Consider the following 23,439-nt stretch of genomic DNA (forward strand, 5'->3'; position numbering starts at 1 on the left):
CGCTACCGCTCGGGCGGCGGTTCGGCGACGACCTCGGCGTCGGGTGCGTTCTCCTTGACGCTCTGGAGTCCCTGCTCGGCCTTCTGCTTCGACGCGTACCCCTCGCCGGAGTCCGCGATGATGTTGCCGTTGCGGTGGACGAGGCGCCACCGGAACTGGCCCGCGGCGTCCTCGTAGACGTGGAACGTGGCGTCGGCCATGGTCACCACTACGACCGCCGTCCGGATTAGCCTGTGGCCGCCTCGCGTCGTACCGCCGAACGGGCAATCCCTGCTGTTTTTAACACCGCGGGTACAACCATGCGCAAGAGCAGCGTCGCGGGCGTCCACGCGACGGCGGCTAACGGCCGCAAGACGCCGTAGTTCGCCGTCGCCAGTCCGCGGCTGTTTAGAGACGCGCACAAACGCGGGTTTCAGTGATTCCAACCATGGAAATCGAAATTGCAACCATCGGCGGTTACGAGGAAGTCGGGCGGCAGATGACTGCGGTTCGAGCAGGAGACGACATCGTCATCTTCGACATGGGTCTGAACCTCTCGCAGGTCCTGATCCACGACAACGTCGAGACCGAGAAGATGCACAGCCTCGACCTGATCGACATGGGCGCCATCCCCGACGACCGGGTGATGAGCGACCTCGAGGGCGACGTGAAGGCAATCGTGCCGACCCACGGCCACCTCGACCACATCGGCGCGCTCTCGAAGCTCGCCCACCGCTACAACGCACCCATCGTCGCCTCGCCCTTCACCATCGAACTGGTGAAGGGCCAGATCGAGGGCGAACAGAAGTTCGGCGTCGACAACGAACTCGTGGAGATGAGCGCCGGAGAGACGATGGACATCGGCGAGCGCTGCGAACTCGAGTTCGTCCACGTCACGCACTCCATCATCGACGCCATCAACCCCGTCCTCCACACGCCGGAGGGCGCCGTCGTCTACGGCCTCGACAAGCGTATCGACAACGACCCCGTCCTCGAGGACCCGATCGACATGAAGCGGTTCCGCGAACTGGGCCGCGAGGGCGAGGGCGTCCTCTGTTACATCGAGGACTGTACGAACGCCGGCCGGAAGGGCCGTACACCCTCCGAGAGCGTGGCGCGGCGCCACCTCAAAGACGTGCTCCAGAGCGTCGAGGACTACGACGGCGGCATCGTCGCCACGACGTTCTCCAGTCACGTCTCCCGGGTCTCCTCGCTCGTGGAGTTCGCGAAGGACATCGGCCGCGAACCCATCCTGCTCGGTCGCTCGATGGAACACTACTCGGGCACCGCAGAGCGCATGGGCCGCGTGAACTTCCCGGACGACCTCGGGATGTTCGGTCACCGGAAGTCCGTCGACCGTGCGTTCAAGCGCGTGATGAACGAGGGCAAGGAGAACTTCCTCCCCATCGTCACTGGCCACCAGGGCGAGCCGCGCGCGATGCTCACCCGGATGGGTCGCGGCGAGACCCCCTACGACATCGAGGACGGTGACAAGGTCATCTTCTCGGCCCGCGTGATTCCGGAGCCGACCAACGAGGGGCAGCGCTACCAGTCCGAGCGCCTCCTCCAGATGCAGGGCGCGCGCATCTACGACGACATTCACGTCTCGGGCCACCTCCGCGAGGAAGGCCACTACCAGATGCTCGACGCGCTCCAGCCCCAGCACGTCATCCCTGCCCACCAGAACATGAAGGGCTTCGCACCGTACGCGGCCCTCTGCAAGAGCCAGGGGTACAAGCTCGGCCGCGACCTCCACGTGACGGAGAACGGCAACACCATCCAGCTCGTCGAGTAGATGTCTCGAAACGCTCGCGAGGAGGCGGTGCTCTCGGCGGTCCGCGAGCGCCGCGAACTGGTGAACGCCGCCATCGACGAGGACCTCCCGTCCAAGCGCCCAGAGCGCCTCTACGAGGCCTCCCGGTACCTCCTGAAGGCCGGCGGGAAGCGCCTCCGGCCCGCAATGTTGCTGTTGACCGCAGAGGCGCTCGCCGACGTGGCCCCGGGCAGCGTGGACTACCGCGAGTTCCCGGACCTCACCGGCGAGACCGTCGACGTCATGGCGGCCGCCGTCTCCATCGAGGTCATCCAGTCGTTCACACTCATCCACGACGACATCATGGACGACGACGACCTCCGGCGTGGGGTCCCAGCCGTCCACCGCGAGTACGACACCGAGACCGCGATTCTCGCGGGCGACACGCTGTACTCGAAGGCGTTCGAGATCATGCTGCGGACCGAGGCGCCACCCGAGCGCGGCCTCGCCGCGATGCGGACGCTCGCGGAGACCTGCACCCACATCTGCGAAGGCCAGGCCCTCGACGTCGACTTCGAGACGCGCGACGACGTGGTGCCCGACGAGTACATGGAGATGGTGGAGCTGAAGACCGCGGTGCTGTACGCCGCGGCCGCCAGCCTCCCCGCCATCGTACTCGGCGCCGACGACGACACCGTCGAGGCGCTCTACCAGTACGGCCTCCGGGTCGGGCAGGCGTTCCAGATCCACGACGACGTCCTCGACCTCACGGTCCCCTCCGAGAAGCTAGGCAAGCAGCGCGGCTCGGACCTCGTCGAGAACAAGAAGACGGTCATCACGCTCCACGCCCGCGACCAGGGCGTCGACGTCGAGGGCCTCCTCGACGCGACTGACCCCGAGAACGTCACGGACGCCGAGATCGAGGACGCGGTCGGCGAACTCGAGGCCGTGGGCAGCATCGAGTACGCCCGCGACCTCGCCGACGACCTCGTCGCCGAAGGGAAAGACCACCTCTCGGTCCTCCCGGACAACGAGGCCCACCGGCGTCTCGAACAGGTCGCGGACTACCTGATCGAACGGGGCTACTAACGGACCTTTTTACTTCGGCGGGTCCGCTCACTTCGCTCGCGCACCACGCCTCGCAAAAAGCTACGCTAAAAACGTCCTGCGCTCGCTCCGCTCGCGCAGTGAACAGCGCGCTCCGCGCGCTGATGCTTACTCCGTCAGCACCGAAACTGCCCACCGCAAATCCCAACGGATTTGCCTGACTCGGGCGAACCCAGAGCCAATGGACGACGAGATTCGCGAGCGCGTGCGACGGGAGGCGGAGGTCGCCGCCCTCTTCAACGCGCTCAAGCACGACAGCGACGCGCAGGTCGGCGCCATCATGGGGCCGATGATGGGAGAGAACCCAGCGTTCCGAGAGCGCGGCGACGAGATTCCGGGCGTCGTCTCCCCCGTCATCGCGGACGTCAACGGGATGAGCGTCGAGGAGAAGCGCGAGCGCCTCGGCGAACTCGCACCCGAGCGCCTGGAGGAACTGGAGGCAGAGGACGAGGGCGACGAGCAGGTGCTGCCGGACCTCCCGAACGCCGACGAGTATGACGAGATCCGGATGCGGTGTGCGCCGAATCCGAACGGCCCGTGGCACATCGGGCACGCGCGGATGCCGGCGGTCATCGGAACATACGCTGAGGAGTACGACGGCGAGTTCATCGTGCGCTTCGACGACACCGACCCGGAGACGAAACGCCCGCTCCTGTGGGCGTACGACGAGATTCTCGACGAAATAGAGTACCTCGGGTTCGAACCGGCCGAGGTGTACCGCGCCAGCGACCGCCTCGAGACCTACTACGAGCACGCCCGACAGCTCATCGGGATGGGCGGCGCATACACCTGTAGCTGTCCCGCCGAGGAGTTCTCCGAGTTGAAGAACAGCGGCGAGGCGTGCCCGCACCGCGAGAAAGACGCCGACGTCGTCGCCGAGGAGTTCGCGGCGATGGTCGACGGCGAGTACGACTCCGGGGAGATGGTGCTGCGCGTGAAGACTGACATCGACCACAAGAACCCCGCGCTCCGCGACTGGGTGGCGTTCCGCCTCATCGACACGCCCCACCCACGCGAGGAGGCCGCGGCGTACCGCTGCTGGCCGATGCTCGACTTCCAGTCGGGCGTCGACGACCACCTCACCGGCGTCACGCACATCATCCGCGGCATCGACCTGCAGGACTCCGCGAAGCGCCAGCAGTTCGTCTACGACTACTTCGGCTGGGAGTATCCGGAGGTCATCCACTGGGGGCACGTGCAGGTCGACGCCTATGACGTGAAGATGTCGACGTCCACCATCGGCGAACTCATCGACGCGGGTGAACTGGACGGCTGGGACGACCCGCGCGCGCCGACGCTGCCGAGCGTGCAGCGCCGCGGCATCCGCGGGCAGGCGCTCGTGGACGCGATGACGGAACTGGGGACGTCGACGAGCAACGTCGACCTCGCGATGTCCTCGGTGTACTCGAACAACCGCGACCTGGTGGACGACGAGGCGCCCCGGCAGTTCTTCGTGCGCGACGGGTTCAACGCCCGCTCGCCGGACGCCGAGGAGTCCTTCGACGCTGTCGAGGTTCCGCTGTCGGGCGGTCCGGGGAGCGCACACCCGCTGGTCCACCCCGACCACGAGGACCGCGGCGAGCGCGACATCCCGGTCGGCGACGCCGTGGTCGTCGAGGAGCGCGACCTGCCCGAGGCGGACGAGCGCGTCTGGCTGAAGGGGTACGGCCCCGTGGAGTTCGACGGCGAGGACTTCCACTACCTCGACGAGGCGGACATCGACGTCGTGCGTGAGGAGGGCGTGGACGTGGTCCACTGGGTGCCCGCCGACGACAACGTCCCGGTGACGCTCCGCACACCCGACGGCGACGTCCACGGGTTCGCCGAGCCCGGGTTCGCCGACGTCGACCCCGACACGGTCGTCCAGTTCGTGCGCGTCGGGTTCGCGCGCTGTGACCGCCACGACGACGGCGAGTCGGTCGCGTACTACGCCCACCCCTGAGCAGCGCCCCTGTCGGACTCAGGCGAACTGCACCCAGACCATCGCGGCGAGGATGGCGACCGTCAGAACGAGTTGCATGGCCGCCGAGGCGAGCACGCCGACGGTGGCGTACCCCGCGGTGCGCGCGCTCGCCTCGACGTCTTGGTTCTCCCGGAACTCGAGGACGAAGACGGTGCCGGCGACGCCAGCGAGGAGGCCGAGCGGACCCGTAGGAATCATCAGCGCGAACCCGACGATGCCCGCTGCGACTGCCGTTCTCGTGTCGGTACCGCCGGCCCGCGCGCCGACGAATCCGGCGAGCCAGTCGACGGCGACGGCGACCACCGCGACGAGGACGAGTGCGGCGAGCAGCAACGTCCCCGGGCGTCCAGTGTGCCACCAGTAGACGAGGACGCCTGCCAGCGAGAGGGCGCCGCTCGGGAGCAGTGGGAGCAGGCTCCCCGCGACGCCGAGCGCCAGCATGACGAACGCGAGCGCGACGAGCACGTCCATACCACCTCGTTGGGCCGTCCGCGCCTAATTCTCGTCGGTGAACCGGGCGAGTTCTGCACGTGCCGTGTCGTCGCCGTACGACGCGACGAGCGGCCGGAGCGCGTCGCCGAGCGCGCGCATCGCCTGCCCGGTGGAGTGGAAGTCCAGTTCGGCGACGACGTCGCTCCACGGCCGGGCCTGCAGGAGTTTCCGGACGAGCAGGCGCTCCTCACGTGCGGAGAGCAGGTCGGCGTCGCCGGCGACGAGGTGGTAGCGCGCGAGTCGCCGGAACGGTCCGGGGTCGACGCTGTACATCCCGGGGCCGTGGGCGGCGCCCGCGACGACTCGCCACTCGTCGGTCGAGAGGTCGAGTCCGGGGTCCGCGTCGCACGCCCGGAGTGCGGCCCGCGCGACGTCCGCGTCGAGGTCATGCAGCGGGTCCGAGAGCACGCTCGCGCTCCGGCGCGCGAACCAGCCGGCGTGGCGGTCGTGGAGCCGCTCGCCCTCGTCGGTGAGCGGTGCGAGCATCACGGCGGAGTACTCGCCGCTGGTGTCGTTTCGCGTCGTCGAGAGGTGGACCGTCGAGTAGCCGTTCGCCGACCAGAACGACAGCAGCTCCGGTGTCGCGCCGTAGCCGACGCCGAGCCAGTCGGCCGTCCCCTCGAACTCGTCGCGAATCGCGCCCAGGAGCCGGGAGCCGAGGCCGCGCTCGCGGACGGCGTGGTGGGTCGCGATGCGCATCACGCGCCAGCCGACGGGCACGGCGGCGCCCTCGTCGCGCAACTGGCTGGTGAGCACGTCGGGGATCATGTTGCCCCTGACGCGAGCGCCCTCGTACATCGCCGCCCGCAACTCCCCGTCGAGGCCGCCCTCGCGAGCGAGCAGCGCGACGGAGACGACGTGGCCGTCGTGTGTGAGCGCGCGGACGGCGAGGTTCGGGGCGTCCAGCAGGCGCGCGAGGTCGTTCGGTTCGGTCCGGTAGTGGGCGTAGACGAGCAGGCCGAACGCCTCCCGGAGCAGGTGGTCGTCCGCGAGCAGGTCCGCTGGCGGGAGCGCCTCGTAGCTCGCGTCGTCGACGGAGACGTCCGCGACGAGCGGGTCGACGGCGGGCCGCGCGTCGAGCAGGAGCGCGCGGAACGCCCACGTCTCGACGGGGTCGCCGGCGGCGTACCGGATCGGGTCGACGAGCGACACCTCGGTGACCTCGTGGTCGGCGTCGTCGAGTCGGTCCCGGAACCGCACGTCGAAGCCGCGTCCCGCGCCCTCGTAGCCGTGGACGGTCGTGGTGAACGCCAGGCGCTCGCAGTCGAGCAGCGACTCGAGCAGGCGGACCGGGACGGCGGCCGCCTCGTCGGCGAACACCGCGTCCGGGTCGCCCAGGAGTTCGGCCGCCGTGGGTGGTTTCTCGAAGCGGATCCGGCCGCCCGACTCGGCGACGAGTGTGTCGCCGTCGGCCCGGAGGCAGTCGAGGTCGCCGAGCAGTTCCCGGGCGCGAGCGAACAGTTCGTCGGTGCTCCGGCGGCCCGGAGCCGTGACGAGGACGTCCAGTCCCTCGCGAGCCAGACAGGCGGCGGCGAGGCCCGCGACACTCGACTTCCCGCGCCCGCGGTCGGCCTCCGCGACGACGGCCGCGGGTGCGTCACGAAGCGCCTCGAACGACGCGAGCGCGCTCAGCTGGTCGTCCGTGAGACAGGCCTCGTACGCCTCGCAGGGGAACGCGGCAGAACTGGGCGGGTCGGGGAGCGGCCGAGCGAGTCGCGGCGCGGGGTCGGTGAGACCGTCGCGTTCGAGTCGCTGCTCGTCGACGTCGTAGATGGCGACTCCCGGGTGTTCGCGGAGCGTGGCGACGAGGCGTCGCCGGAAGTTCCCCGCGACGTCGTCGACGTTGAACGGCGGCACCGCCAGACCCTCGTCGAAGGCGTCGCGGCGCCGCGGCCAGTCGTCCAGCGGGGGCGTGAGGAGAACCAGAAGCCCCCCACCGTCGACGGCGCCGACGACGCGGCCGAGCGCGTTCGGCCGGCAGTCCGGGTGGGCGTCGAAGACGACGGCGCTCCTGGTGGTGCCGAGCAGGCGGTCGGCGTTCCGCGGCGCCACCTGCTCGCAGGCGAGGGCGTCCCGCGTCGAGACCAGCGTGGTGCCGCCCAGCGGGAGCGGGAGGTCCGCGAGGAGCGCGTCGGCTGCCTCGAATCCGGCCGCTCGGTCGCCGGCGAGCACGAGCAGGCGTCGCTCGTCGGCCGACCGGGCCTCCTCGAGCAGCACTCGGGCGGCGTCGACGTTCATCGGCCAGTGCTTCGGGGAGGTGGGGCAAGGGCGTTTCGTCCGGCGTGTCTCGTCGTCGCACGGCGACGTGCTTTGAAAGCGCTTTTAACTGAGGGTCCCCGATGGATAGGATACAGCCTGTGGAGGGTCGATGATGCTCCTAGCCGTCAGGGATTCCGAACCGGCAGGGGAGCGCAAGCCCGTCCGCGGGAAGGTGAACAACATATGCCAGTGTACGTTGACTACGACGTTCCAGCCGACCTCCAGGAGCGAGCCCTCGAAGCGCTCGAAGTGGCTCGTGACACGGGGACAGTAAAGAAGGGAACCAACGAGACGACCAAGGCCGTCGAGCGCGGCAACGCCTCGCTCGTCTTCGTCGCCGAGGACGTCTCCCCTGAAGAGATCGTGATGCACCTGCCCGAACTCGCCGACGAGAAGGGCATCGGCGTGACGTTCGTCGAGACGCAGGACGAACTCGGCAACGCCGCCGGCCTCGAAGTCGGCAGCGCCGCCGCGGCCATCGTGGACGCCGGCGACGCCGAGGACGACGTCGAGGACATCGCGCAGAAAATCGAGGACCTCCAGTAACCAGCAATGAGTGCAGAGGAATCTGAAGAGGGCTCCACGCCCGCCGAAGTCATCGAGGTCGTCGGGAAGACCGGGATGCACGGCGAGGCGATGCAGGTGAAGTGCCGCATCCAGGAGGGCTCGAACCAGGGCCGCATCATCACGCGGAACGTCCTGGGTCCAGTCCGAGTGGGGGACGTCCTCCAGCTCAAGGAAACCGCCCGCGAGGCGGACTCCATCGGTGGTCAGTGATGGTTCAGACTCGAACGTGTGACTACTGTGGCGCGGATATCGAACCCGGCACGGGGACGATGTTCGTCCACAACGACGGGAGCACAGTGCACTTCTGTTCGTCGAAGTGCGAGAAGAACGCCGACCTCGGCCGCGAGCCACGCGACGTGGAGTGGACCGAGGAAGAACAGGAAGTCGAAGAATGAGCCACCACGACGAACGAACCTTCGTGATGGTCAAGCCCGACGGCGTCCAGCGCGGTCTCATCGGCGACGTCGTCTCCCGGCTCGAGGACAAGGGCCTGAAGATGGTGGGCGGGAAGTTCATGCAGATCGACGAGGACCTCGCTCACGAGCACTACGCCGAACACGAGGACAAGCCGTTCTTCGACGGACTCGTCGAGTTCATCACCTCCGGGCCCGTCTTCGCGATGGTCTGGGAGGGCGCGGACGCTACGCGGCAGGTCCGCCAGATGATGGGCGCGACGGACGCACAGGAGGCGGCGCCCGGCACCATCCGCGGCGACTACGGCAACGACCTCGGCCACAACCTCATCCACGGCAGCGACCACGAGGACGAGGGCGCCAACGAGCGCGAGATCGGGCTCTTCTTCGACGACGAGGAACTCGTCGACTGGGAACTCGGTACCGCCTCGTGGGTGTACGAGGACGCCGACGACCACTAGCGACGACGACCTTTTTCCACACGGTCCGAACGTCGGGTAGCCGTGCAGTTCCGCGTCGTCAAGCGTGACGTCGACGACGACTCGCCGGCCGAGGGTTTCTTCCGGCGGCGGAGCGAGCGCTCCGTATGGACTGTCTGGTCTGCAACAAGACGGGGCCGATATACCGGCTCGTCGACGGGGACGTGGTCGGCATCTGCGAGCAGTGCGTCGCCGAGCACGTCTCCCCCAACGTCGGAAGCGCGACGTGTCTCTACTGCGGGGAGGCTGGCGACTACGACCTCGTCGAGTTCGTCGGCGCGGTGACGGCGGCCGGTGAGGAGTCCCGGGAGGACTACGAGGTCGTCACGGAGAACGTCGTCTGTCGGGACCACCTCTCGGAGCTCCGCCGCGAGGACGCTTGAGGCGTCAGTCGTCGGCGGGCGCGGCGGCCGACGCGTCGATGTTCCCCGCGTCGAGGTCCGCTTCGACGTTCCGCGCGGCTTCGACGAGGTTCGCCATCTTCTCGTAGGCGACCTGCCGCGGGAGGAGTTTGACGCCGCAGTCGGGGCTGACGGTGAGCCGTTCCGGCGGCACGACCTCCAGGCCCTTCCGGATGTTCGCCTCGATCTGTTCGACGGACTCGACCTCCGCGACGTGGGCGTCGACGACGCCGAGCGCGAGGTCCTTCGTGAACGCGGGGTCCGTGAAGACGTCCAGCTGTTCGTAGTCGCCGTTCGCGAGTTCGAGGTCGAACTCGTCGACCGGGAACTCCAGGATCTCGGGGTAGATGCGGGAGTAGTCGCCGTAGCAGACGTGGAGTCCGATACGGACGTCCTCGGGGATGCCGGCGGCGATGCGTTCGAGGCACTCGCCGACGATGGCGTGGTCGTCGGGCGTGGTCGCGAGCGCGGGTTCGTCGATCTGGATGTAGCGGGCGCCCGCCTCGACGAGTTTCTCGATCTCCTCGTTGACGAGGTCCGCGAGGTCGTAGGCGAGGGCCTCGTCGTCGTCGTAGGCCTCGTTGAAACTCCAGTTGGCGAGCGTGTACGGACCTGTAATCGGGACCTTCACCGGGCGCTCGGCGACGCTGGCGGTGAACTCGTACTCGTCGACGAGCCACGACTCGTCGTACTCGACGTCGCTGACGACGCTGGGTTTGTCGAAGTAGTTGTGGCCCCACACCTTCACGGGGCCGTTGAACTCGTAGCCGTCGATGCGGTGGGCGAAGAACTCGACCATCTCGTTGCGCCGCATCTCGCCGTCCACGACGACGTCGAGGCCGGCGCGCTCGTGTTCCTCGGTGATGAGGCGGGCGGCGTCGTCAGTGGCTTCGGCCCACTCGTCGTCGCCGAAGTCGGCGTCCGGGTCCTCCCAGAGGTCCTTCACGCGGTCGAGCCACTTCGGCTTCGGGTAGGAGCCGACGACGGTCGTCAGCAGGAAGTGGTCGTTCTCGTGGTCCTCGGGGCGGAACTGGTCGCGGTTGCTCATGCTTCCACCTCCGGAGCGACGGCCGCGCCGAGTGCCGCGAGTTTCTCCTCGAAGCGGTTGACGGGCAGGTAGAACAGTTCGGTGTTCGAGGTGACGTAGACGTCCTCGAAGTCGCTCGGGACGGCGTCCTCGAACCAGTCGACGCGCTCCCGGACGGTCTCGGGAGACTCGACGAGCGTGTTCTGGCCGTCCACGACGCCGAGGGCGACCGAGTCCTTGGTGCCGTACTCGGCGACGTTGTAGACGTTGTCGTCGTGGTTCGAGACGAGGTCGTAGCCGACCGCGTCGACGTCGGCGTCGAGGAGGTGGGCGTGGACCTTCTCCTCGAGGGCGCCCCAGTAGGAGTGGGCGACGACGTCCGCGTCGGCGGCCCTGGCCACCTCGTCGATTGCCTCGCTCGCACGCTCGTCGGCGCCGTCGCCGGGCGGGTTCGTCACGAGCGACGGTTCGAGGACGAACACCGTCTCGACGGCGTCGGGGAACGCCGCCACTTCGCCGGCGAGGAACTCGGCGACGGCGGCGAGGAACTCCTCGTCGTCGCCGTAGTGCTCGTCGGTCGCGAGGTCGGCCAGCGAGTACGGACCGGGGACGACCGCCTGCAGGTCGTCGGTCAGGTCGGCCGCGGCCTCGAGGTCGGCAGCGACGTCCCCGGAGAAGTCGAGGTCGCCCTGCACGACTGGGTCGCGGTAGAAGTTGTTGTTGTCGTAGTAGCGGACGATGCCGCCGGTCTCCACGTTGTCGTGGACGGTGAGCGGGTGGGCGAGCATGTCGTCCCAGCGCGCCTGTCCCTCGACGACGCGGTCGAGGCCAGCGTCCTGCTGGACGTCGACGAGTTCTGCGCGGACGTCGTCGTACGTGGATTCGATCGCGGGGTCCTCGTCGCCGCTGACGAGGTCGTGTTTCTGGTGGCCCTTCAGGTCCGACAGCCGCTCCTTGGCGTCGTCGGGGAGGGGGTAGAGGCCGAGTGTCGTGGCGATTCGGGTCATCTACACGTCGCTACGCGATGCCCTCGTTTAATATTTTCCTTCGTAAAATATGCCCGGTAGTTATTTGTGCAGCTTGAGCACGGTCAGCGTCTCGAACGGGTAGGACTCCTCGCGTATCGCCGCCGCGGAGAACCCCACGTCGCCGGCGTACTCGACGACCTCCTCGACACCGGTCAGCGTGCTCACGAGCAGCAGGACCACACCCCCAGGAGCGAGCACGCGGCCCACCGCGTCGAGGAACGGCTCGACGACCGCCCGTCCGCTCTCACCGCCCGACAGCGCGACCTCCATCCAGTCGTCGCGCTCGGCGTCCTCGTCGCGGGGGAGGTACGGCGGGTTGAACAGCACCACGTCGAAGGCGTCGTCGCGGAACGCCGAGAGCAGGTCCGCGCGGACCACGGGGACGCCCCGGTCGAACGCCTGCCGGCAGGCGAACGGGTTCAGGTCCGACCCGACGACGCTGGCGCCCGCCTCGTCGGCGACCGTCGCCGCGACGTACCCCGAGCCCGTCCCGACCTCGAGCACGCGGGCCCGCGCGTCGACCTCGCCTACGGCCGCCTCCGCGAGCAGCAGCGAGTCCTCGGCGGGCTGGTACACCTCGGTCTCGGCGCCGCGGCGGTCGGCCAGGTCAGTCATCCTCGGGTTCCGGCGCGTCGACCGGCGACTGCGGGTTCGCGTCCGCCCGCGTGTCGCCCTCCGGTTGCTCCCGGACACGGAACCCGCCGGTCTCCTGACGGCCCGAGACCTCCCGCTGCGGGAACGGGATCTTCACGCCCTCCTCGTCGAAGGCGGACTTCACCGCGGTGATGACGGCGGTCTGGGCGCGCCAGCGGCGGCGCGCGCTCGGCTTGTCGATCCAGAACCGGAGGTCGAGCAGCACCGAGGAGGACTCGAACTCCGTGACGACGACCTGCGGGCGGGGGACGGTGAGGATGTCGTCGAGGTCGCTCATCGCCTCCTTGGCCACCTCCATCGCGTACTCGATGTCCGTGCTGTAGTCCACGCCGACCTCGACGTGGATGCGGAGGCGGCCCTTCCGCGAGCGGTTGACCACCTCGTTGGACCCGACGTAGTCGTTCGGGAGCATCACGTACTCGCCGTCGAACGTCTGCAGCCGGGTGTTGACGATGGTGATGTCGGTGACGATGCCGTCGTTGTCCCCGATCTTCACCCAGTCGCCGATCTCGAACGGCCGGGAGAACATCAACACGAAGCCCGCGATGACCGCGCCCAGCGTCTGCCGGGCGGCCATCCCGAGCACGATACCGGCGAACCCGGCCCCGATGAGCAGGCCACCGAGCTGGATGCCCCAGAACCCGAGGATCACCAGCAGCGCCAGCAGGTACACCGAGATCTGGAGGATGCGGTACGTGATCTCGGCCTGGTGGTCCGTGATGCCGTTGGTCCGCTTCATGAACCGCTCGACGGTGCGGTGGACGACGCCGGTGCCGACGTAGACGGCGACCAGGAAGGCGACGGTGACGATCGCGCGGACGAGCGTCTGGGCGTGTCCCTCGAGGACGGTCAACTGTTCGGTAGCGGCGGCTTCGAGTCCCCAGACGACCACCACGACGCCGGTGGCGGCCCCGAGGGCGGCCAGCGACGCGAAGAGGGCGAGGACGCGCGTCACCCGCGACTGTCGCCGGTCGACCTCGCGGTGGGCCAGCAGGACCACGACGAGCGGGACGGCGACCGCCACCGCCGACGCCACCAGCCGCTCGACGGCCGAGAGGTCGGTGAGGAACGCGTTCATCGCCGTCAGCCAGTTCACGTACTACCACCCCGTTCGACCCCGAGTGCGACGTTCGCGAGCGCCGCGAACGCCGACGGCGAGAGGTTCCCCGGTCGCTGGCGGAGGACGTCCTCGTCGACGGCTGCGACGACCGCATCCGGGTCCGAGAGCCCCGAGATGTGGCCCGTGTTCCGAATCGCGTTGCGCACCGTCTTCCGGCGCTGCGTGAACAGCGCCTTCACGAAGTCGAAGAAGAACGCCTCGTCTGTCACCTCGTACTCGGGGTCGCGGGGCGTCAGCCGCACCACCGCGCTCTGGACGCGGGGCTGGGGGTCGAACGCCTCCGGCGGCACCGTCTCGACGACCTCGACGTCCGCGTAGTGCTGGGCGGTCACCGAGAGACGGCCGTAGTCGCTCGTCCCGGACGCCGCGGCCATCCGGTCGGCGAACTCCCGCTGGTACATCAGGACCATCGGCTCCCCGAGGGGGAGCAGTCGGAACGTCGTCTCGCTGGAGACGCCGTACGGGAGATTCGAGATGCAGCAGGTGAACTCGGGGAGGTCGACGTCGAGGACGTCGCCCTCGACGACGGCGAGTCGGTCGGCGGCGATCTCGTCGGCGAACTCCTCGCGGATGAACGCGGCGTAGTTCTCGTCGCGCTCGACTGCGGTCACGCGGTCGGCGACGGCGAGCAGACGGTCGGTGAGCGCACCGGTGCCCGCACCGACCTCGAGGACGTGCGAGCGGTCGAAGGACTCCGCGTACGTCGGAATCCGGTCGAGGACCCGGTCGTCGACCAGGAAGTGCTGGTCGAACTCCGGGTCGGGACGACCGGCTCTGCGTATCAGCGCGTCCGGGTCCCGCGGGTCAGTCATTGCCGGGTGTAACCCCCGGTGGTTACTAAAGGCTCCCCTACGAGCGCGCGAAGTTGTGGTACTTCAGGTCGTCCTCGCGCATCTCGTCGAGGATCCGCTCGACGACGATCTCGCGGGGCTTGTGGAGGCCGTCGACGCGCTCCTCGAGGTCCGCGAAGCTCTCGAAGGGACCGTGGCGCTTGCGCTCGTCGAGGATGTTGTCACGGAGTTTGTCTCCGATACCGGGCAGCAGGTTGAGCTGGTGGAGGCGCAGGGAGATGGGCTGGGCCTCGTTGTAGAAGTCGACGAACCGCTGTTCGTCCTCGTCGACGACGTCCTCGACGACGTAGTCCAGCTCCGAGCGTGCACCGTCCGAGAGGTCCTCGTAGTCGACCTCTCGGCCGCGCTTGATGCCCGCCTCGAAGTCCGGGCGGATCTTCACGCGGTCGAGGATAGAGATGTCCGCGTCATCCGAGAGGTTCAACTCGTAGAGGGTGAACCGATCCACGGAGACCGCGTAGGCGAGGGCCCCGTCGCTGTAGTCGCGGCCGCCGTCGGACCGACCGTGCGCGAGGAAGTCGAGGACGACGGCGAGTTCCTCGTCGTCCGTCGAAGGCGTGTCACTCATACGAAGGGGTACGCCTAGCCGACACTTAAACGGTCGGCACCTCAGGCGTACTTCGCGACGACGTCGAGAATCTCGTCGAGTTCGTCGCCGTCGAGCGCGTAGCGCTCCTGGGCGAACACCGCGCGGAGTTCCGTGCGCGTCCGGGGGAGGAGGTCGACGATCTTGTACGCGACGGCCTCGTCGCCGATGCTCTCCAGTTCCAGCAGCTCGTCGACGAACTCCCGGGCCTCCTCGGGTTCGAGCACCGCGAACCGGTTGACGTGCTCGACGGCCCGCGCGAGTTCGAAGCGGAGCTCGCGATCCTCGTCGAGCGCGCGCTCGGCCTCGACCTCTGAGAGTAGCTCCTTCGCCTCGGAGATGGTGAGGAACTCCTCGTCGAGGGTCTCCTTGAAGATCGTCATGTCAGTCGTCCTGCGCGCGGAGGTGTGCCGCCTTGGCGATGACGGTCTTGTCCTTGCCGTTGTCGTTGATGTCGATCTCGAACGCGCGGCCCTGCTTGCCGACGACGGTGCCGGTGAGGCCGTCGAAGCGCGGGTGGAAGCGACCCTCGGAGACGCTGGGGTCGGTCTTCAGGTGGACCTTCTGGCCCTCGTCGAACTCGGCGATGGCGCGCTGGGGCGGGGAGGTCCCCCGGTCGCGGGGGCTGTTCGAGAGCTTCTCTCGGGTGCCGTTGAGGGGTCCGTTGGAACTCGGCATGGTCGTATGCACTGGTGTACTGGCGTCGCGGTTATAAAACGCACGTTACGAAGCGGGCGCGTGTCCCGCAACGAACAGACCTAACTCGCGGGCCCACCCACCTCAACCCATGAGCGACGACGAGTCCCACTTCGACACGCGAGCCATCCACGCCGGCCAGGAGCCAGACGAGGAGACGGGCGCGCTGATGACGCCCATCTTCGCGAACTCCACGTACGTCCAGGACGGGCCCGGCGACCACCGCGGCTACGAGTACAGTCGAACGGGCAACCCGACGCGCACCGACCTCGAGGAGAACCTGGCGAGCCTCGAGGGCGGCGAGTACGGGCGCTGTTTCTCCTCGGGGATGGGCGCCATCAACACCGTCCTGAACCTCCTCGAAGCGGGCGACCACGTGGTCGCGGGCGACGACGTCTACGGCGGCACCCACCGCATCTTCACGCAGGTGTACGAGGAGTACGACGTCTCCTTCGACTTCGTCGACACCACCGACCTCGACGCCGTCCGCGCGGCGATGGGCGACTCGACGGAGCTCGTCTGGGTGGAGACGCCGACGAACCCCCTGATGAACGTCAACGACATCAGCGCGCTGGCGGACATCGCCCACGAACACGACGCACTCTGCGCGGTCGACAACACGTTCGCGACGCCGTACCTCCAGCGCCCCCTCGAGTTCGGCGCCGACGTCGTCTGCCACAGCCTCACGAAGTACCTCGGCGGCCACTCGGACCTCGTCGCGGGCGCGCTCGTCACCGACGACGCCGACCTCGACGAGCGTCTCGGCTTCTACCAGAACTCCGTCGGCGCCACGCCGTCCCCGTTCGACTGCTTCCTCGTGCTCCGCGGGACGAAGAGCCTCGGCGTCCGGATGGACCGCCACTGCGAGAACGCAAGCGTTCTCGCCCACTGGCTCGACGCCCACGACCGCGTCGACGAGGTGTACTACCCGGGCCTGGAGAGCCACCCGCACCACGACCTCGCGGCCGAACAGATGGACGACTTCGGTGGGATGGTCTCGTTCGAACTCGACGCCACCCTCGAGGAGGCCAGCGAGTTCGTCGCCGCGACGGACGTGTTCACGCTCGCCGAGAGCCTCGGTGGTGTCGAGTCCCTCATCGAACAGCCCGCGGCGATGACCCACGCGGCCATCCCGAGGGAGGAACGTGAGGCCGCCGGCCTGACCGACCCGCTCATCCGCGCGAGCGTCGGCATCGAGCACGTCGACGACCTCAAGGCGGACCTGCAGCAGGCGATGGACGCGACGCTGTAAGGCAGTCAAACCGCCGTTTCACCCCGGAGAAAGAGTTTATCTCGCCGGCCCGTTCCCACGTCCATGAAACGCCGCGCCCTCCTCGGCACGCTCGCCGCGACGGCGTTCGCCGGCTGCACCGGCTACGCCACTGCGCCGGTCGGCGACGACAGCACGACGACAGAAGACCGAACCACGACCGGAGACCGAACTACGACAGAAGACCGAACGACCACCGACGGTGGCGAGACGTTCGCCTACCAGATAGACGGCGTGGAGACCGACGACCCGCCAGTCGAGGACGTCACCATCGACGTCACCGTCGAACGCAACTTCACGACTGCCCACCCGGCGGTTCTCCGCGTCGCGTTCACGAACGACGCCGGCGAGGAACGCGAGTTCGCGTTCGGGTCGCTCGTGCCGTGGGACGGCCTCTGGGGCCAGCACGAGGACGGGACGAGTTCGCTCCTCCTCGCGCCGGGGGACAGCGTGGTCCCGGACGAACCCGAAGAGAACTGCTGGCAGGCGACCGACGGCATCGCCCTCCCGGCGGTGATGCGCACGGAGACCCTCGAGCCCGGCGAGACAGTCGCCGCCGAGTTCAACGTGCTCGCCGCTCACGACAGCGACGCCTGCATCCAGATAGGGAACTACCGCTTCGAGGACGCGAGCTACCTGAACGAGGGGTGGGGGTTCGACGTACAAATCGGCGCCATCGTCGAGAAGGACGAGGGGTAACGCCACAACCGGGAGCCGCTAGCATCCGCGAGCGAGCGGTCCAACGGACCCGAGCGAAGCGGTTCACCGAGCGTGAACGGAGTGAACGCTCGGGCCGACGACTGAGGGACGCGAAGCAGACCGAAGGAGGAGTGCTTTTAGTGCAGGTTTTGCCGAGGGCGCGCTACGCGCGCCCGCAGAGCAAAACGTGCCTTAGATGCGACCGACTTCCTCGACCGCGACGGACTCGACGGTGTCAACGTTCGAGAACGCCTCTTCGACGGCTTCCGTCCCGCCCGCGTCGTCGGGGACGATGACGGTGGTGAGGAGTGCGGTGAGGCCGAAGGCGACCTCTTCCTCCTCGGTGCCGTTGATCTTCGCGCCCTCCGGGAGGGACTCCGAGAGGCTCTCCTGAAGCTCGTCGAGGTCGATCTCGGGGCTCTCCGGCATGACCTTGAGGATGGCGGCGACCTTCCCCATGGTTACGGCCCCCGGAACCCGCAGTCGGGGCACTCGTAGAGGTTGCTCTGCTTGCGGCACTTCGAGCAGCGGTAGATCTGGAACCCACAGTCCGGGCACTTGAACGCGGCGGCGGTGGTGCCGGAGATGTTGATGCCACAGGAGACGCACTTTCGCGCCCGCTTGGCTTCGCTTTCGCTCATACTCCGACTATGCGCCCGGACGCATTTTAACCATTGTCTTTCGGCGTCGTCGGAACGGACCGTGCGCGTCCGCCGTCGAAGGCCCGAGTGAGGGCTCAGCTCCCCGGAAGGATGTCGCCGAGGGCGGCACCGATGGCCATCGGGACGAACGCGACGGCCACCGTGCAGACCGCGACCCAGGGGTCGGCCCAGTCGACGCGACCCCACGCCGTGAGGAGGAGGGTCGCGGTGATCGAGGAGACGCCGAGGACGCCCACGAGGCGACGCGGGATGACGCCGAAGAACGGGTGAGAGATGCGGACGTCCTGGAAGCGAGCGACGTACAGCACGCCGTAGACGATGAAGACGGTGGCGGCGAGGCTCCCGACGAGGTTGAGGACGTGTTCGGCGACGAACTCGCCGGCCTCGTTGGTGCCGCCCTCGACGGCCATCGGGATGCCGAACAGCAGGCTGCCGAGGGCGGCCTCGGCGGTGTCGTGGCGGTCGAAGCCGTAGATGACCTGGCCGAACGTGCCGCCATCCCCCTGCATCTCGCCGGCGAGTTGCTTGACGGCGTCCAGGCGGGCCTGCGCGTCCGGTTCGTCGACGACGTCGTCGAGGTCCTCGAGTTCGTCGAAGAGGTCCGAGAGGTCGGGTGGTTCGTCGTCGGTGCGCGAGCGACTCATGGGCGGGCCGACGCCCCGGAGTGTCTTAAACGGTCAGCCCACACCGCGAGCGCTCCAGCGAGGTAGGTTTAAACGCGCGCGGCCGGAATCCCCGGGCATGACCGCACAGGGATGGTTCGCCGGCGTCGACCCCGACGACGCGGCGGCCGCCGGCGACGCCGTCCGGACGGGCCGCGCAAACGCCCCGGAGGACTGGCCGGCGCTGGCCGTCGAGGCCGGCGCGGCCGACGACGAGGACGAGTACTACGCGTTGCTCCACGAGGCGACGCTCGCGGGGACGCGGGCGGCCGTCCGGGAGCGCGAGAGCGCCGACGACCAGCAGTTGATTCACGCCGTGCGCGCGATGGGCGACCTCGCGGAGGCGGCCAACGAGCTCGCCGAACGCGGCACCGAGTGGGCCGGCAGCGTCCTCGACGACGTCGGCAGCGGCGTCGACGGCGCCCGCGAGGTGGCCAGCCGCGACCCCGCGACGCCGAGCGAGCGGCAGGCGATATCGCTCTGTCGGCGTGCCGCCGACCTCGGAGACGAGCGGGACGCCGTGCGCTCGTACGTCGAACAGCAGGCGCCCGCGGTGGCGCCGAACCTCTCGATGCTGGCGGGCCCCGTTCTGGCCGCGCGCCTGATCGCGCTCGCTGGCGGCCTCGGTGAACTCGCGAAGCAACCGAGTGGGACCCTCCAGGTGCTCGGGGCCGAGGACGCGCTGTTCGCGCACCTCCGCGGGCACGCGCCCTCCCCGAAGCACGGCGCCATCTACACCCACGAGTACGTCCGTGGCACCCACCCGAGCGAACGCGGGTCCGCCGCGCGCGCACTCGCGGGGAAGCTCACCATCGCGGCCCGGATCGACCACTACGCGGGGGACCGACGGCCCGACCTGCAGGCGGACCTCGACGAGCGGATCGAGCGCATCCGGGCGCGTGATTCCTCGTGACGCTGCCCGGGGGCGTGGAACGGCGGGAGTTCGAGGGGGAGGCAGAGGCTGCGCTGGCCACGCGAGGTGACCCGGTGTACGGCGAACCAGTCTCCGGGGGGTGGCGGCGCTGGGACCCGCACCGCTCGAAGCTCGGTGCGACCCTCGAGAAGGGCGTCGACACCGGCCTCTCGGCTGGCGACGCCATGCTCTACCTCGGCGCGGCGAACGGGACGACGGTGAGCCACGTCGCCGACTTCGCGGGGCCGACGTACGCCGTGGAGTTCGCGCCGCGACCGACCCGGGACCTCCTCGGCGTCGCCGAGGACCGGTCGAACCTCTTCGCGCTGCTGAAGGACGCGCGGAAGCCCGAGACGTACGCCCACGTCGTCGAGTCCGGCCTCGACGCCATCGTGCAGGACGTGGCGACCCGCGGCCAGGCCGACGTGGCGCTGTCGAACCGCCAGTTCCTCCGCGACGGCGGGCGGTTCGTCGGCGCGGTAAAGGCTCGCAGCGAGGACGTGACCCGGGAACCCGAGGCCGTCTTCGAGGACGTCCTCGACCGGCTCCGGGACGGCTACGAGGTGCTGGCGACCGAGCGGCTCGAACCGTACCACGACGACCACCTCGCAGTGGTGGCGACGCCGAAGTAGGGAGACAGAACTACCCTGAGCGCCCGCCGGTTCCAGAACTATTTACGCGCTCCGGGGAAAAGGACCGGCAGGATGGACGTGGGTTCGGCCGAGGAGTTCACCGAGATGGGGACGCTCGGCGTCGAGGAGGAGTTCTTCGTCGTCGACAGCGACGGCGTTCCGACGTCGGGAACCGACACGCTGGTGTACGAGTCCGACCCACCGGAACTGCTGGAGGGGCGCCTGGACCACGAACTGTTCAAGTTCGTCGTCGAGACGCAGACACCGAAGCTCGACGGAGTGGGTGGAGCGGCGGACGCGATCCGGGACGTGCGGGCGGCGCTGGTCGCCCACGCGGAGGACAACGACCTCCGCATCGCGGCCGCGGGCCTCCACCCGGCCGCACGGTGGCGGGAACAGGAACACGCCGAGAAACCCCGATATCGCTCCCAGCTCGACCGCATCCAGTACCCGCAACACCGGAACACGACCGCGGGCCTCCACGTCCACGTCGGCGTGGACGACGCGGACAAGGCGGTATGGGTGGCCAACCAGCTGCGCTGGCACATGCCCGTGATGCTCGCGCTGGGCGCGAACTCGCCGTTCTGGAACGGCTTCGACACGGGGCTGGCGTCGGCGCGCGCGAAGGTCTTCGAGGCGCTGCCGAACACCGGGATGCCGACGGCGTTCGACTCCTACGAGGAGTTCGACCGGTTCGAGCGGCTGATGGTCGAGAACGGCGCCATCGACGACCGGGGCGAACTCTGGTACGACGTCCGGCCCCACTCGGGACACGGCACCGTCGAGGTGCGCGCACCGGACGGGCAGGCCGACCCCGGGACGGTGCAGGCGTTCGTCGAGTACACGCACGCGCTGGTGGTTGACTACGCGGAGTGCTTCGAGGACAGCGCCGACCCGGGGCCACCGGACGCGTTCGGGGCCCGGGAGGGACCAGAGGCACTCCGTCGCGAGGTGCTCGACGAGAACAAGTGGCGTGCGACCCGCCACGGCCACGACGCGTCGTTCGTCCGCCGGGACGCCAGCGGCAACGTCGACCTCGGCGAGGTCGTCGAACGGGAGTGCGAACGCCTCGACGTGTCCGGCATCCGGACCGTCTACGAGCGGGAGTCCGGCGCGAGTCGTCAGCGACGCCTACTCGCAGAATTCGGGGAAGCGGCGCTCTACGAGTCGCTCGTCCTGTAACCGGACGATAGTTGTCCGACGGTGGATTTTTACCTACCCGTTGCTTGTGTCCCGACTGAGACAACGCATGTCCGAGGACGCAACCGAGAACACAGACGCGGAGGGCCGGTCCGCACGGGACCGGCTGGGAGCGGAGAAAGAGCGCGCAGTAGCGGGGTTCGACAAGGGAATCGTGGACATCCTGTCGTGGGTTCTGGACACCGAGACACGCGCCCGCATCTTCGTCTACCTCCGGCAACACCCCTGGAGCACCAGCGAGGAGGTCGCCGACGGCACGGGGCTCTACCCGTCGACCGTCCGCGAGGCGCTGGCGGAACTCGCGGGCGAGGACGTCGTGGACAGGCGCAAGCGCCAGAGCGAGGGCGCCGGCAACAACCCCTACGAGTACACCGCCATCCCGCCGAGCGACCTCGTCGGCGGCGTCGTCGGACGCGTCCAGGACGAACTGAACACCGTGTTCAACCTCGACGCCCACCTCGGGAACGGCGACGGCACGGAGACGGACGCCGAACCCGTCAACATCGAGGTCGAGGACGGCGAGGACAGCGCGTAAACCCAAACTGCTAAACGACGCCGGGACCTCCGCGAGCGTATGGACGTCGCTCTCGGCGGGACGTTCGACCCGGTCCACGACGGCCACCGGAAACTGTTCGAGCGGGCGTTCGAACTCGGTGACGTCACCGTCGGGTTGACAAGCGACGAGTTGTCGACACAGACGCGACACGTCCAGCGGCCGGTTCGCTCCTTCGAAGCGCGCAAGGCCGACCTGGAGGACGAACTCGCCGCCATCGCCGAGAAGTACGACCGCGAGTTCGAGGTCCGGAAACTCGAGGAACCGACGGGCATCGCTACGGAGGAGAAGTTCGACGTGCTCGTCGTCTCCCCGGAGACGAAGAACGTCGGCGAGAAGATCAACGAGATACGCCAGGAGCGTGGCTTCGACCCGCTCGAGATAGAGATCGTCGACCACGTCCGCGCCGAGGACGGCGACATCATCTCCTCGACCCGCATCGTCAACGGCGAGATCGACGAGCACGGCACCCTCACGCCCGAGCGCGAGGGCCGGTAGCTACCACGACGGCGGTTCGAAGCCCGCGTCTTCGAGGATATCCTTCCAGCGCTGCTGGATCACGAGCCGAGAGACGTCTGCAGCCTCGGCGACCGCGGTCTGGGAGCGCTGGTCCCCCGCGATGAGCGCGCCCGCGTACACGCTGGCTGCGACCGCCGCGGGTTTCGAGCGCTCCTCGGTGGGGACCGCCGAGAGGAACAGGTCCTTGGCGGTAGAGCGCGCCTCCGCGTCGATGTCGAGGGCGTCCGCGACTGCCTCGAGTTCGTCCAGCCACGCTTGCTGGTCCACCTCGTCTCCCGCGCGGTACATACCCGTCTCTTCGGCGTCACGAACGTAAACCTTCGCCGGCGCGGAGCGCAATTCTCATTTACGTGCCTCCGAAAGTCGGGAGTGCGCGCGGGTAGCCAAGCCAGGAAACGGCGCAGCGCTTAGGACGCTGTCTCGTAGGAGTCCGCCGGTTCAAATCCGGTCCCGCGCACTGAGCGAACGAAGTGAGGAAGGAGCAGGACCGATTTGAACCCTGGAAACCGAGCGGAGGGAGGTTTCCTCCGGTTCAAATCCGGTCCCGCGCACGTTCTGTCCGAACAAAGCGAACTGACGAGTAGAGAGAGAAACTACCGCGTCCGGTGTGCTCAGTCCGCGTTCTGGACGGTCCGGGCCTCGAGCGAGACGTCGCCGCCGGCCGTGACGTGCACCTCGAATCCCTGGTACGTGAACCGGACGGCGCCGGTACCGAGGCTGTTGACGCGCGGTCGCGAGTGGAACAACGAGTTGAGCGCGTCCGGGTCGACGACGTCGTAGAGGGGGTCGAGGTCTACCGGGTCGACTCGCAGTTCGTCGGCGACTGCGTGGACAATTTTCTGCGTGATCAGGTCGGGTTCCGCTGCGGGGAGGGGAGAGTCGGTGTGGGTCGTGGACTGTTCCATCGTACTACACTGAAAGTCAGTGCCGTAGGTATGGGTTTGGCCTCTGTAC

General features: G+C 68.4%; 31 protein-coding genes and 1 tRNA gene. 16 read left to right on the forward strand and 16 right to left on the reverse strand.

What is annotated here, in order from left to right; genetic code table 11:
* Positions 1–2: 2 nt before the first annotated feature.
* Positions 3–200 (reverse strand): HVO_2922 family protein, encoded by a 198-nt coding sequence (locus LT965_RS01685; protein WP_232702280.1) that lies wholly within the window; start codon positions 198–200, stop codon positions 3–5.
* Between the two features lie 227 nt (positions 201–427).
* Here LT965_RS01685 and LT965_RS01690 point away from each other — a divergent pair, with 227 nt between their 5' ends.
* The 3 genes from LT965_RS01690 to LT965_RS01700 all read left to right on the forward strand — a co-directional run bounded on the left by LT965_RS01690 (position 428) and on the right by LT965_RS01700 (position 4,781).
* The gene (locus tag LT965_RS01690) at positions 428–1,774 is read left to right on the forward strand and encodes a ribonuclease J (protein WP_232702281.1); all 1,347 of its coding nucleotides are present in this window, start codon (positions 428–430) and stop codon (positions 1,772–1,774) included.
* Positions 1,775–2,821, forward strand: coding sequence for a geranylfarnesyl diphosphate synthase (gene idsA3, locus LT965_RS01695; RefSeq protein ID WP_232702282.1), 1,047 nt, complete (start codon positions 1,775–1,777; stop codon positions 2,819–2,821). It abuts the gene before it with no gap.
* Between the two features lie 199 nt (positions 2,822–3,020).
* Positions 3,021–4,781, forward strand: coding sequence for a glutamate--tRNA ligase (locus LT965_RS01700; protein WP_232702283.1), 1,761 nt, complete (start codon positions 3,021–3,023; stop codon positions 4,779–4,781).
* 18 nt (positions 4,782–4,799) lie between these two features.
* On the opposite strand, the gene LT965_RS01705 is transcribed toward LT965_RS01700, so the two are convergent.
* The gene (locus LT965_RS01705) at positions 4,800–5,273 is read right to left on the reverse strand and encodes a DUF456 domain-containing protein (RefSeq protein WP_232702284.1); all 474 of its coding nucleotides are present in this window, start codon (positions 5,271–5,273) and stop codon (positions 4,800–4,802) included.
* A 24-nt stretch (positions 5,274–5,297) separates the two neighbouring features.
* A complete protein-coding gene (gene tmcA, locus LT965_RS01710) occupies positions 5,298–7,532 on the reverse strand; it encodes a tRNA(Met) cytidine acetyltransferase TmcA (RefSeq protein WP_232702285.1) in 2,235 nt (744 codons plus the stop codon).
* 204 nt (positions 7,533–7,736) lie between these two features.
* On the opposite strand from tmcA, the gene rpl7ae reads away from it, so the two are divergent.
* The 5 genes from rpl7ae to LT965_RS01735 all read left to right on the forward strand — a co-directional run bounded on the left by rpl7ae (position 7,737) and on the right by LT965_RS01735 (position 9,395).
* Positions 7,737–8,099, forward strand: coding sequence for a 50S ribosomal protein L7Ae (gene rpl7ae / locus LT965_RS01715; protein WP_232702286.1), 363 nt, complete (start codon positions 7,737–7,739; stop codon positions 8,097–8,099).
* 6 nt (positions 8,100–8,105) lie between these two features.
* A complete protein-coding gene (locus LT965_RS01720; protein ID WP_232702287.1) occupies positions 8,106–8,330 on the forward strand; it encodes a 30S ribosomal protein S28e in 225 nt (74 codons plus the stop codon).
* Positions 8,330–8,515, forward strand: coding sequence for a 50S ribosomal protein L24e (locus LT965_RS01725; RefSeq protein WP_232702288.1), 186 nt, complete (start codon positions 8,330–8,332; stop codon positions 8,513–8,515). The genes LT965_RS01720 and LT965_RS01725 overlap by 1 nt, the downstream gene beginning before the upstream one ends.
* Complete coding sequence (gene ndk, locus LT965_RS01730; RefSeq protein WP_232702289.1) at positions 8,512–8,994, forward strand: nucleoside-diphosphate kinase; 483 nt, start codon at positions 8,512–8,514, stop codon at positions 8,992–8,994. Before LT965_RS01725 ends, ndk begins: the two co-directional genes overlap by 4 nt.
* 125 nt (positions 8,995–9,119) lie before the next feature.
* Positions 9,120–9,395, forward strand: a complete 276-nt coding sequence (locus tag LT965_RS01735) for a hypothetical protein (RefSeq protein ID WP_232702290.1) — start codon at positions 9,120–9,122, stop codon at positions 9,393–9,395.
* 4 nt (positions 9,396–9,399) lie between these two features.
* Here LT965_RS01735 and LT965_RS01740 read toward each other — a convergent pair whose 3' ends face one another.
* From LT965_RS01740 to LT965_RS01775, 8 genes are read right to left on the reverse strand one after another with little or no spacing between them, the layout of a single operon-like run.
* Positions 9,400–10,461 (reverse strand): methionine synthase, encoded by a 1,062-nt coding sequence (locus LT965_RS01740; protein WP_232702291.1) that lies wholly within the window; start codon positions 10,459–10,461, stop codon positions 9,400–9,402.
* Complete coding sequence (locus LT965_RS01745; RefSeq protein WP_232702292.1) at positions 10,458–11,447, reverse strand: 5-methyltetrahydropteroyltriglutamate--homocysteine methyltransferase; 990 nt, start codon at positions 11,445–11,447, stop codon at positions 10,458–10,460. Before LT965_RS01745 ends, LT965_RS01740 begins: the two co-directional genes overlap by 4 nt.
* Before the next feature lie 60 nt (positions 11,448–11,507).
* The gene (locus LT965_RS01750) at positions 11,508–12,083 is read right to left on the reverse strand and encodes a HemK2/MTQ2 family protein methyltransferase (protein WP_232702293.1); all 576 of its coding nucleotides are present in this window, start codon (positions 12,081–12,083) and stop codon (positions 11,508–11,510) included.
* Positions 12,076–13,218: a mechanosensitive ion channel family protein gene (locus tag LT965_RS01755; RefSeq protein ID WP_232702294.1), complete on the reverse strand. Its 1,143-nt coding sequence runs from the start codon at positions 13,216–13,218 to the stop codon at positions 12,076–12,078. Before LT965_RS01755 ends, LT965_RS01750 begins: the two co-directional genes overlap by 8 nt.
* Entirely contained in the window at positions 13,215–14,054 is an 840-nt protein-coding gene (locus LT965_RS01760) for a 16S ribosomal RNA methyltransferase A (protein WP_232702295.1), read from the reverse strand. Before LT965_RS01760 ends, LT965_RS01755 begins: the two co-directional genes overlap by 4 nt.
* Before the next feature lie 37 nt (positions 14,055–14,091).
* Complete coding sequence (locus LT965_RS01765; protein ID WP_232702296.1) at positions 14,092–14,661, reverse strand: DUF655 domain-containing protein; 570 nt, start codon at positions 14,659–14,661, stop codon at positions 14,092–14,094.
* A 41-nt stretch (positions 14,662–14,702) separates the two neighbouring features.
* Positions 14,703–15,062 carry an RNA polymerase Rpb4 family protein gene (locus LT965_RS01770; RefSeq protein WP_232702297.1) on the reverse strand — a complete coding sequence of 120 codons (360 nt, stop codon included), beginning with the start codon at positions 15,060–15,062 and terminating at the stop codon, positions 14,703–14,705.
* Position 15,063: 1 nt separating this feature from the next.
* On the reverse strand, positions 15,064–15,357 hold the full coding sequence (locus LT965_RS01775) for a 50S ribosomal protein L21e (protein ID WP_232702298.1): 294 nt from the start codon (positions 15,355–15,357) through the stop codon (positions 15,064–15,066).
* Positions 15,358–15,466: 109 nt separating this feature from the next.
* Here LT965_RS01775 and LT965_RS01780 point away from each other — a divergent pair, with 109 nt between their 5' ends.
* Positions 15,467–16,627 carry a cystathionine gamma-synthase gene (locus LT965_RS01780; protein WP_232702299.1) on the forward strand — a complete coding sequence of 387 codons (1,161 nt, stop codon included), beginning with the start codon at positions 15,467–15,469 and terminating at the stop codon, positions 16,625–16,627.
* 63 nt (positions 16,628–16,690) lie between these two features.
* A complete protein-coding gene (locus LT965_RS01785) occupies positions 16,691–17,344 on the forward strand; it encodes a hypothetical protein (protein WP_232702300.1) in 654 nt (217 codons plus the stop codon).
* 192 nt (positions 17,345–17,536) lie between these two features.
* On the opposite strand, the gene LT965_RS01790 is transcribed toward LT965_RS01785, so the two are convergent.
* The 3 genes from LT965_RS01790 to LT965_RS01800 all read right to left on the reverse strand — a co-directional run bounded on the left by LT965_RS01790 (position 17,537) and on the right by LT965_RS01800 (position 18,650).
* The gene (locus LT965_RS01790) at positions 17,537–17,803 is read right to left on the reverse strand and encodes an elongation factor 1-beta (protein WP_232702301.1); all 267 of its coding nucleotides are present in this window, start codon (positions 17,801–17,803) and stop codon (positions 17,537–17,539) included.
* A 2-nt stretch (positions 17,804–17,805) separates the two neighbouring features.
* A complete protein-coding gene (locus LT965_RS01795) occupies positions 17,806–17,985 on the reverse strand; it encodes an HVO_2753 family zinc finger protein (RefSeq protein ID WP_009760974.1) in 180 nt (59 codons plus the stop codon).
* A 95-nt stretch (positions 17,986–18,080) separates the two neighbouring features.
* Positions 18,081–18,650, reverse strand: a complete 570-nt coding sequence (locus LT965_RS01800) for a DUF2391 family protein (RefSeq protein WP_232702302.1) — start codon at positions 18,648–18,650, stop codon at positions 18,081–18,083.
* Between the two features lie 97 nt (positions 18,651–18,747).
* On the opposite strand from LT965_RS01800, the gene LT965_RS01805 reads away from it, so the two are divergent.
* From LT965_RS01805 to LT965_RS01825, 5 genes are all read left to right on the forward strand, one after another.
* Positions 18,748–19,581, forward strand: a complete 834-nt coding sequence (locus LT965_RS01805; RefSeq protein WP_232702303.1) for an NOP5/NOP56 family protein — start codon at positions 18,748–18,750, stop codon at positions 19,579–19,581.
* The gene (locus LT965_RS01810) at positions 19,578–20,213 is read left to right on the forward strand and encodes a fibrillarin-like rRNA/tRNA 2'-O-methyltransferase (protein WP_232702304.1); all 636 of its coding nucleotides are present in this window, start codon (positions 19,578–19,580) and stop codon (positions 20,211–20,213) included. The genes LT965_RS01805 and LT965_RS01810 overlap by 4 nt, the downstream gene beginning before the upstream one ends.
* A gap of 72 nt (positions 20,214–20,285) precedes the next feature.
* Positions 20,286–21,395, forward strand: coding sequence for a glutamate--cysteine ligase (locus LT965_RS01815; protein WP_232702305.1), 1,110 nt, complete (start codon positions 20,286–20,288; stop codon positions 21,393–21,395).
* 67 nt (positions 21,396–21,462) lie between these two features.
* On the forward strand, positions 21,463–21,948 hold the full coding sequence (locus LT965_RS01820; RefSeq protein ID WP_232702306.1) for a winged helix-turn-helix domain-containing protein: 486 nt from the start codon (positions 21,463–21,465) through the stop codon (positions 21,946–21,948).
* 39 nt (positions 21,949–21,987) lie between these two features.
* The gene (locus tag LT965_RS01825; protein WP_232702307.1) at positions 21,988–22,464 is read left to right on the forward strand and encodes a phosphopantetheine adenylyltransferase; all 477 of its coding nucleotides are present in this window, start codon (positions 21,988–21,990) and stop codon (positions 22,462–22,464) included.
* Here the strand turns inward: LT965_RS01825 and LT965_RS01830 are convergent, their stop codons facing one another.
* Positions 22,465–22,773 (reverse strand): transcription initiation factor IIB family protein, encoded by a 309-nt coding sequence (locus tag LT965_RS01830; protein ID WP_232702308.1) that lies wholly within the window; start codon positions 22,771–22,773, stop codon positions 22,465–22,467.
* Between the two features lie 85 nt (positions 22,774–22,858).
* Between LT965_RS01830 and LT965_RS01835 the strand changes: the two genes are divergently transcribed.
* A tRNA-Leu gene (locus tag LT965_RS01835) sits at positions 22,859–22,942 on the forward strand.
* A gap of 154 nt (positions 22,943–23,096) precedes the next feature.
* Here the strand turns inward: LT965_RS01835 and ddfA are convergent.
* A complete protein-coding gene (gene ddfA / locus LT965_RS01840; protein ID WP_232702309.1) occupies positions 23,097–23,390 on the reverse strand; it encodes a DdfA family disk-determining factor in 294 nt (97 codons plus the stop codon).
* Between the last annotated feature and the right edge of the window lie 49 nt (positions 23,391–23,439).

Origin of the sequence: Halobacterium wangiae (genome assembly GCF_021249345.1) — an archaeon.
Classification (GTDB): domain Archaea; phylum Halobacteriota; class Halobacteria; order Halobacteriales; family Halobacteriaceae; genus Halobacterium; species Halobacterium wangiae.

Bases quoted from the DNA above. Each gene is read 5' to 3' on its own strand.
- LT965_RS01685 (WP_232702280.1), bottom strand. From the start codon at position 200: ATGGCCGACGCCACGTTCCACGTCTACGAGGACGCCGCGGGCCAGTTC.
- LT965_RS01690 (WP_232702281.1), top strand. From the start codon at position 428: ATGGAAATCGAAATTGCAACCATCGGCGGTTACGAGGAAGTCGGGCGG.
- idsA3 (WP_232702282.1), top strand. From the start codon at position 1,775: ATGTCTCGAAACGCTCGCGAGGAGGCGGTGCTCTCGGCGGTCCGCGAG.
- LT965_RS01700 (WP_232702283.1), top strand. From the start codon at position 3,021: ATGGACGACGAGATTCGCGAGCGCGTGCGACGGGAGGCGGAGGTCGCC.
- LT965_RS01705 (WP_232702284.1), bottom strand. From the start codon at position 5,273: ATGGACGTGCTCGTCGCGCTCGCGTTCGTCATGCTGGCGCTCGGCGTC.
- tmcA (WP_232702285.1), bottom strand. From the start codon at position 7,532: ATGAACGTCGACGCCGCCCGAGTGCTGCTCGAGGAGGCCCGGTCGGCC.
- rpl7ae (WP_232702286.1), top strand. From the start codon at position 7,737: ATGCCAGTGTACGTTGACTACGACGTTCCAGCCGACCTCCAGGAGCGA.
- LT965_RS01720 (WP_232702287.1), top strand. From the start codon at position 8,106: ATGAGTGCAGAGGAATCTGAAGAGGGCTCCACGCCCGCCGAAGTCATC.
- LT965_RS01725 (WP_232702288.1), top strand. From the start codon at position 8,330: ATGGTTCAGACTCGAACGTGTGACTACTGTGGCGCGGATATCGAACCC.
- ndk (WP_232702289.1), top strand. From the start codon at position 8,512: ATGAGCCACCACGACGAACGAACCTTCGTGATGGTCAAGCCCGACGGC.
- LT965_RS01735 (WP_232702290.1), top strand. From the start codon at position 9,120: ATGGACTGTCTGGTCTGCAACAAGACGGGGCCGATATACCGGCTCGTC.
- LT965_RS01740 (WP_232702291.1), bottom strand. From the start codon at position 10,461: ATGAGCAACCGCGACCAGTTCCGCCCCGAGGACCACGAGAACGACCAC.
- LT965_RS01745 (WP_232702292.1), bottom strand. From the start codon at position 11,447: ATGACCCGAATCGCCACGACACTCGGCCTCTACCCCCTCCCCGACGAC.
- LT965_RS01750 (WP_232702293.1), bottom strand. From the start codon at position 12,083: ATGACTGACCTGGCCGACCGCCGCGGCGCCGAGACCGAGGTGTACCAG.
- LT965_RS01760 (WP_232702295.1), bottom strand. From the start codon at position 14,054: ATGACTGACCCGCGGGACCCGGACGCGCTGATACGCAGAGCCGGTCGT.
- LT965_RS01765 (WP_232702296.1), bottom strand. From the start codon at position 14,661: ATGAGTGACACGCCTTCGACGGACGACGAGGAACTCGCCGTCGTCCTC.
- LT965_RS01770 (WP_232702297.1), bottom strand. From the start codon at position 15,062: ATGACGATCTTCAAGGAGACCCTCGACGAGGAGTTCCTCACCATCTCC.
- LT965_RS01775 (WP_232702298.1), bottom strand. From the start codon at position 15,357: ATGCCGAGTTCCAACGGACCCCTCAACGGCACCCGAGAGAAGCTCTCG.
- LT965_RS01780 (WP_232702299.1), top strand. From the start codon at position 15,467: ATGAGCGACGACGAGTCCCACTTCGACACGCGAGCCATCCACGCCGGC.
- LT965_RS01785 (WP_232702300.1), top strand. From the start codon at position 16,691: ATGAAACGCCGCGCCCTCCTCGGCACGCTCGCCGCGACGGCGTTCGCC.
- LT965_RS01790 (WP_232702301.1), bottom strand. From the start codon at position 17,803: ATGGGGAAGGTCGCCGCCATCCTCAAGGTCATGCCGGAGAGCCCCGAG.
- LT965_RS01795 (WP_009760974.1), bottom strand. From the start codon at position 17,985: ATGAGCGAAAGCGAAGCCAAGCGGGCGCGAAAGTGCGTCTCCTGTGGC.
- LT965_RS01800 (WP_232702302.1), bottom strand. From the start codon at position 18,650: ATGAGTCGCTCGCGCACCGACGACGAACCACCCGACCTCTCGGACCTC.
- LT965_RS01805 (WP_232702303.1), top strand. From the start codon at position 18,748: ATGACCGCACAGGGATGGTTCGCCGGCGTCGACCCCGACGACGCGGCG.
- LT965_RS01815 (WP_232702305.1), top strand. From the start codon at position 20,286: ATGGACGTGGGTTCGGCCGAGGAGTTCACCGAGATGGGGACGCTCGGC.
- LT965_RS01820 (WP_232702306.1), top strand. From the start codon at position 21,463: ATGTCCGAGGACGCAACCGAGAACACAGACGCGGAGGGCCGGTCCGCA.
- LT965_RS01825 (WP_232702307.1), top strand. From the start codon at position 21,988: ATGGACGTCGCTCTCGGCGGGACGTTCGACCCGGTCCACGACGGCCAC.
- LT965_RS01830 (WP_232702308.1), bottom strand. From the start codon at position 22,773: ATGTACCGCGCGGGAGACGAGGTGGACCAGCAAGCGTGGCTGGACGAA.
- ddfA (WP_232702309.1), bottom strand. From the start codon at position 23,390: ATGGAACAGTCCACGACCCACACCGACTCTCCCCTCCCCGCAGCGGAA.